Here is a 7357-nt window from a genome sequence, read left to right on the forward strand (position 1 = left end):
TGTATAAATAAAATTGTTTTTATCTCAACTTTACTTAAAGGACTATAGAAATTATAAACAAGAACACTTAAAGTTTAATCCGAATTTAAATTTAATAATAGGATCCAATGCACAGGGTAAGACTAATATTTTAGAGTCAATCTACCTTTTAGGGACAGGAGGATCTCATCGGAGTAATATAGACTCTGAGCTAATAAAGTGGGATTCTAAATCTTTTTATGTAAAAGGGGAGTTAATAAAAAGAGAGCAGAGTTATAAGTTGGAGTTAAGTTTAAATAATAAAGAAAAACTTGTAAAAGTAAATACAAATAGATTAAAAAGGATTAGTGACCTAGTAGGTTATCTTAACGTAGTAATCTTCTCACCAGAAGATTTAAATTTAGTTAAAGGTAGCCCAAGCTTAAGAAGAAAATTTATTGATTTAGAGATATCACAGATAAGCTCTTATTACAAACATCAACTTAGTAAATATAAAGAGGTACTAAAGCATAGAAATAACCTGTTAAAAGATATTAGAGAAAAAAAGGGGTCTAAAGAGGTATTAGAAATTTTAAATACTCAATTAACAGATTTAGGTGCTAAGATTATAGTTAAACGTATTGATTCACTAAATAAGTTATCAATACTTGCTAAGTTAATTCAAAGAAGAATAACCAATGGAGTTGAGAACTTAGAGTTAAAGTATGATAGTAAATTAGATATAGATAATCAAAGCTCTTATGAAGATATAAAACAAGAATTAATTAGATTACTTAAGAAGAAAGAGGAGAGAGATATCTATAGAGGGGTTACAACTGTTGGCCCACATAGAGATGATATCTCTTTAATCGTTAATGATATAGATATAAGAAAGTATGGTTCACAAGGTCAGCAAAGAACTACAGCCTTAGCTTTAAAGCTATCGGAGTTAGAATTTATGAAAGCAGAGATAGGAGAGTATCCTATCTTATTGCTGGATGATGTCTTTTCTGAACTTGATTATAATCGAAGAAGTCACCTTTTAGATGTGGTTCAAGATAAGATTCAGACCTTTATTACAAGTACTGATCTAAAGGGGTTAGGTAAGATTAATTCTAATTATAATCTATTTAAAATTAAGAATGGTTCAGTTATGAAGGAGGAAAGATGAGCGATTCAATTGGAATAATATTGGATAAGACCTTAAATAAACTTGGCTTTTCAAAAAAGGTAAAAGAGGCTAGAGTGCTTGATTTATGGGCTGAAGTAATAGGAGATAAGATCAGAAAACACACCCAGGCTAAATATATAAATAAGGGTGTCTTATTTGTTGTAGTAGATAACCCAGTTTGGGCCCATCAATTGTTGTTTATGAAAAAAGATTTTATAAGTAAAATAAATAAACTCTTAAAGAGTAACCTTGTGAAGGACATAAGGTTTCAATCTGGTAAAATTACTCACAAAGAAAATTTTAAAGATGATTATTTTGATTATACTAAAGTGAAACTAAATGATGATGAACTTTTAGAAGTTGAAAAAGATTGTGGATATATAGGGGATTTAGATTTAAAAGAAAAGATCAGTAAAGTATTGATTAAAGATAAAAAATTAAGAAAATGGAAGAAAGAAAATAACTGGTTGGAATGTTCTTTGTGCTCAACTCTCATACCTAAAGATATGGACAAGTGCCCTGTTTGCCAAATTAAAGAAGAAAAGTTGGATAAAGATAAGGTAAGAGATATAATATATGAGATGCCTTGGTTAGGTTATGAAGATCTTATGAATATATATCCGATACCATCAAAGAGTGAATTTGAAAATATAAAAAAAGATTTAATAAAAGATATCAAAGAGGAGATAGATGTTATGGCGATTGATACTCTAAAGGGTAAGAAGGGTAGCAGAAATATAAAGGTATTAATACAAAAGTATGTAATGCTTGAGACATCAATTGGGCCAAACAATTTAAATAAAAGGATTATAGAGAAGGTAATTGGCAAAAAATATATGCACGTATATAATCAATTGTAAGGGAGGAATAGAATTGCTACATTTGGGAGCTGGCAAGGTAATACCGGCTGAAGATATAGTCTTAATTGCTGATTTAGAGTCAACTATTAATTCAAAGACAACTAAAGAATTTTTAGAGGTGGCTAAAGAAGAAGGTTTTATAAGGGATTTTTCAGAAGGAAATCCAAAGTCTTTTATTGTAACAGGAGAGACAATATATTATTCTATGATATCATCAAGTACATTAAGTAAGCGTTTAAATTTTGCAGCCAATATAAACCGTGATTTATAAGTCACGGTTTAATAAGTTTAAATGGAGGTTTTGTGATAATGGAAACAAATTATAATGCTGAGCAGATTCAGGTTTTAGAAGGTTTAGAAGCAGTTAGAAAGAGACCTGGAATGTATATAGGGAGTACAAGTTTAAAAGGTTTACACCATTTAGTATATGAGGTAGTCGATAATAGTATTGATGAGGCTTTAGCTGGTTATTGTGATACAATAAAAGTATATATAGAAGAGGACAATATAATTTCTGTTGAAGATAATGGACGTGGAATTCCTGTTTCTTTACATCCTAAATTAAAGAAACCTGCTTTAGAAGTTGTAATGACTGTACTGCATGCAGGTGGTAAGTTTGGTGGAGAAGGGTATAAGGTTTCTGGTGGATTACATGGAGTTGGTGTATCGGTTGTAAATGCGTTATCAGAATGGGTAAAGGTTGAAGTTAAAAGAGACGGGAAGATATATACCCAAAGTTATGAGCGTGGTATTCCTAAAACTGAAGTAGAGGTAATAGGGCAGACAGAAGAGAGAGGAACTAAAATTAGCTTTAAAGCAGATGATCTAATCTTTGAAGAGACTGAGTATAAATTCAAGACGTTGGCCCAAAGATTAAAGGAATTAGCTTATTTAAATAAAGGTATTAATATAAGTATAATTGATAAAAGAAAAGAAGAAGAAGTAAAAGAAGAGTATAAATTTGATGGTGGAATAGTATCTTTTGTCAAAGAGATAAATAGCAGACAAGACCCAATTCATGAAGAGATAATATTCTATGAAGATGAATTTGAAACTGGTCATGTGGAGATTGCTATTCAATACAATGATGAATATGTAGATAAGATATTTACCTTTGCTAATAATATAAATACTCATGAAGGTGGGACTCATTTAAGTGGATTTAAAACTTCTTTGACAAGAACTGTTAATGATTATGCGAGAAAAAATAAAATAATAAAAGATAATGATGAAAACTTATCGGGTGATGATATTCGTGAAGGTATAGTAGCGATAATCAATGTAAAATTAACGGAACCACAGTTTGAAGGCCAAACTAAAACTAAATTAGCTAATAGAGAGGTTAGAGGAGTAGTTGATTCAATTACCTCTGAAAAATTAAGCACTATTCTAGAAGAGAATCCTCAATTAGGAAAAATAATAGTAGAAAAAGCTATTAGAGCTGCTAGAGCAAGAAAAGCTGCTAAAAAAGCAAGAGAATTAACCAAAAGAAAGACAGCTCTTTCTAGTACATCCTTGCCAGGAAAGTTAGCAGACTGTTCTTCTAGAGATCCTGAAGAAAGTGAAATTTATATAGTCGAGGGTGATTCTGCAGGTGGATCTGCCAAACAAGGTAGGGATAGAGAATTCCAAGCAATACTACCTTTAAAAGGTAAAATATTAAATGTAGAGAAGGCGAGATTAAATAAAATACTTAGTAATAATGAAATTCGATCACTAATAACCGCTTTAGGGGCTGGAATATCGGATGATTTTGATATAGAGAAGGTTAGATATAAAAAGATAATTATTATGACCGATGCTGATGTCGATGGTTCTCATATAAGAACTTTGCTATTAACATTCTTCTATAGGTATATGAGGGATCTAATAGAAGAAGGCACTATATTCATTGCTCAACCTCCTTTATTTAAAATCAGTAAAGGAAAGAGTGAATATTACGTCTATAATGACAGGCAATTAGATAAATTATTAAATGAGATAGGTAATGATAGAATCTCATTACAAAGATATAAAGGTCTAGGTGAGATGAATCCAGAACAACTTTGGGAGACAACTATGGACCCTGAAAATAGAACTCTAAAGAAAGTACAGATCAGTGATGCAGTAATTGCTGATGAAATTTTCACAACTTTGATGGGTGATAAGGTTAAACCTAGAAAAGAGTTTATTCAGCGTCATGCTAAGGAAGTACAGAATTTAGATATTTAGGAGGATTTTTATGCTAGAATTAGAGAACGATAGAATCAAACCGGTAGATATTGAAGATGAAATGCAAGAAGCCTATATTGACTACGCTATGAGTGTAATAGTTTCAAGAGCAATACCAGATGTAAGAGATGGGTTAAAGCCGGTTCATAGGCGTATTCTTTATGCAATGAATGATATTGGTCTAAGACCTCCAAAATCTCATAAGAAATCAGCTAGAATAGTTGGAGAGGTCTTGGGTAAATATCATCCTCATGGAGATACAGCAGTTTATGATACTATGGTAAGAATGGCTCAAGACTTCTCATATAGATATCCATTAGTAGATGGACATGGTAACTTTGGTTCAGTTGATGGAGATTCTGCAGCAGCAATGCGTTATACAGAAGCTAGGATGGATAAAATAACAATAGAATTATTATCAGATATTAATAAAGAGACAGTAGATTTTGTTGATAACTTTGATGGAAGTCTAAAGGAACCAAAGGTTCTGCCAGCAAGAATACCAAACCTATTGGTAAATGGAACTTCTGGTATAGCTGTAGGTATGAGTACTAATATTCCTCCTCATAACCTTGGAGAGGTTGTTGATGGAGTTATAGAAATAATAGAGAACCCAGATATTGAAACTAATCAATTAATGAAGATAATAAAAGGTCCAGACTTTCCAACTGGTGGAATAATTATGGGGAGAAAGGCGATAAAGCAGTATTTTGAAACTGGGCGAGGGAAGATAAAGGTTAGAGCAAAGACAGAAATTGAAGAAATGAAAAATGATAAGTCTAGAATAATCATTACAGAACTACCTTATCAAGTTAATAAAGCAAAGTTAGTAGAGAAAATTGCAGATTTAGTAAGAGATAACAAAGTTGAAGGAATAACAGATTTAAGAGATGAATCAGACAGAAGAGGTATGAGAGTTGTTATTGAGCTTAAAAGAGGAATTAACCCTAATATAGTACTTAATCGTTTATATAAATATACTAGATTAAAAGTTACCTTTGGAACAATTATGCTGTCTTTGGTAGATGGTGAACCAAAAGTTTTAGGTGTAAAGGATGTATTAAAATATTATCTAGAACATCAAAAAGATGTTATTACAAGAAGAACTCAATATGATTTGAATAAAGCTCAAAATAGAGCTCATATATTGGAAGGATTCAAAATCGCTTTAGATAATATTGATAGAGTAATAAAGATAATTCGTGCTGCAGATGATTCATCATCAGCTCAAGAAAGTTTGATGAGTGAGTTTGGGTTCTCAGAAAAGCAAGCTAAAGCAATTTTAGATATGAGATTGAATAGGTTAACTAACTTAGAAAGAAATAAGATTGACGATGAGTATGATGGATTACAAAAAGATATAAGTTATTTCAAATCTATTTTAAATAGCGAAGAAAAATTACTAAATATTATTAAAGAAGAGCTATTAGAATTAAAGGACAAATATAATGATGATAGAAGAACAGAGATTACAGATGAAATTATTGACTTAGAAGTAGAAGACCTTATTCCAGAAGAAGATATAGTCATTACTTTAACTAAGGGTGGATATATTAAAAGAATTCTATTAGATACTTATAAGAATCAACATCGTGGTGGTAAAGGAATAATTGGAATCAAGACTAAAGAAGGAGATATGGTACAGGATATCTATACTACATCGACTCATAATCATATATTATTTTTTACTGATAAGGGTAGGATGTATAGATTAAAGGGGTATCAAATACCTGAAGGTGGAAGACAAGCTCGTGGAACAGCGATTATCAATTTACTCGATATAGAGAATGATGAGAATATAACTACAGTTATTCCAATAGCAGATTTTGAAGATGATAAGTACTTGCTTATGGCTACAAAGAGTGGGATTGTTAAGAAGAGTAGCTTAGAAGAATATAATACAAATTATACAGGATTAATTGCATTAACATTAGATGATGATGATGAATTAATTGATGTTAAGATTACTGATGGTAATCAAGATATTATTTTAGGTACTCAAAATGGTTTAGCAATTCGTTTTCCTGAAGATGATGTGAGGTCAATTGGAAGATCAGCTAGAGGAGTAAAAGGAATTGACCTACAAGAAGAAGATAAAGTTATAGGTTTAGATACAATTGAAGAAGAAAAAGAAGTTTTAGTTATTACAGATAAGGGTTATGGAAAGAGAACCCCTACTATAAAATATAGGACTCAAACCAGAGGGGGTAAAGGTTTAATAACTCTTAATAGAACTGAGAATAATGGTAATCTAATTGATATTAAGGTTATTGATGATAGTAATGAAATAATGATAATCACTTGGGAAGGTATACTATTAAGGACTTCGATTTCTGAGATATCTCTAACAGGTAGAAATACACAAGGGGTAAAAGTGATTAGCCTCAATAAAGGTGATAAGGTTGCATCTATAGGATATATAGATAAAGACTAGGTCATATTTAATAAAGAAGTGCTTTAAAGCACTTCTTTATTTTAGTAATTAAAAATCTACAAATAGATTAATTATTATATAAAAAAGCAAAAATAAAAAAATAATTGGAACATTGTATAATTAAATGCACGGATAGTGCAAAAAATAAATGACACATATGAATACCTCATATATAATGTTAAATAACCACAAATAACATAAAGTGAGGTATTGATATGTGCCAAGATAATTATAACACAAATGAGAACAAAGGTAAACACTTAAAATGGGAAGATAGAAAAGTAATAGAACACTTGTATAATCAACAAAACAAGTCTCCCAAAGAGATTGCACAAGAGTTAGGTAGACATAGAACTACAATAAGCAGAGAGGTTAAAAAAGGCAAAATAGAGCTATTAAATTGGGACTATACAATTAGAATAGAATATGATGCATTAAAGGCTCAAAAGGTATATGATCAAAATGCTACAGCTAAAGGAGCTAAAATAAAATAGGTAAAGATCACAGGTTAGCTGAGTTTATAGAGGAAAAATCAAAGATAAGTATTCTCCAGAAGTAATTGCAGATATGATAAAAAATAGTAGAAGATTTTGAAATAGAATTACATTGGAAGACTATCTATAATTATATAGATAAAGGCATCCTATTTGTAAGTAGAGAAGAGTTGACCTATGGTAATTATAAAAAGTCTAAAAAAGACAAAAGAAGAAAGAAAAAGAATAC

General features: G+C 30.7%; 5 protein-coding genes and 1 pseudogene. All 6 read left to right on the plus strand.

Features of this window, described 5'->3' with window-relative positions:
* The first annotated feature begins 13 nt into the window (after window positions 1-13).
* A complete protein-coding gene (recF, locus tag HALSAC_RS0107065; RefSeq protein WP_027339687.1) occupies window positions 14-1129 on the plus strand; it encodes a DNA replication/repair protein RecF in 1116 nt (371 codons plus the stop codon).
* On the plus strand, window positions 1126-1989 hold the full coding sequence (locus tag HALSAC_RS0107070) for a DciA family protein (protein ID WP_027339688.1): 864 nt from the start codon (window positions 1126-1128) through the stop codon (window positions 1987-1989). The genes recF and HALSAC_RS0107070 overlap by 4 nt, the downstream gene beginning before the upstream one ends.
* A gap of 13 nt (window positions 1990-2002) precedes the next feature.
* Window positions 2003-2260 carry an extracellular matrix regulator RemB gene (remB, locus tag HALSAC_RS0107075; RefSeq protein ID WP_027339689.1) on the plus strand — a complete coding sequence of 86 codons (258 nt, stop codon included), beginning with the start codon at window positions 2003-2005 and terminating at the stop codon, window positions 2258-2260.
* Window positions 2261-2292: 32 nt separating this feature from the next.
* Window positions 2293-4200 (plus strand): DNA topoisomerase (ATP-hydrolyzing) subunit B, encoded by a 1908-nt coding sequence (gyrB, locus tag HALSAC_RS0107080; protein WP_425402503.1) that lies wholly within the window; start codon window positions 2293-2295, stop codon window positions 4198-4200.
* Window positions 4201-4210: 10 nt separating this feature from the next.
* Window positions 4211-6634, plus strand: coding sequence for a DNA gyrase subunit A (gene gyrA / locus HALSAC_RS0107085; protein ID WP_027339691.1), 2424 nt, complete (start codon window positions 4211-4213; stop codon window positions 6632-6634).
* 215 nt (window positions 6635-6849) lie between these two features.
* Window positions 6850-7357 (plus strand): annotated as a pseudogene (locus tag HALSAC_RS17810) (transposase); the annotation flags it as partial.

It is taken from the genome of Halonatronum saccharophilum DSM 13868 (genome assembly GCF_000517025.1).
GTDB lineage: Bacteria > Bacillota > Halanaerobiia > Halobacteroidales > Halobacteroidaceae > Halonatronum > Halonatronum saccharophilum.

Coding starts and splice junctions, on each gene's coding strand:
- HALSAC_RS0107070 (WP_027339688.1), top strand. CDS start 1,126: ATGAGCGATTCAATTGGAATAATATTGGATAAGACCTTAAATAAACTT.
- gyrA (WP_027339691.1), top strand. CDS start 4,211: ATGCTAGAATTAGAGAACGATAGAATCAAACCGGTAGATATTGAAGAT.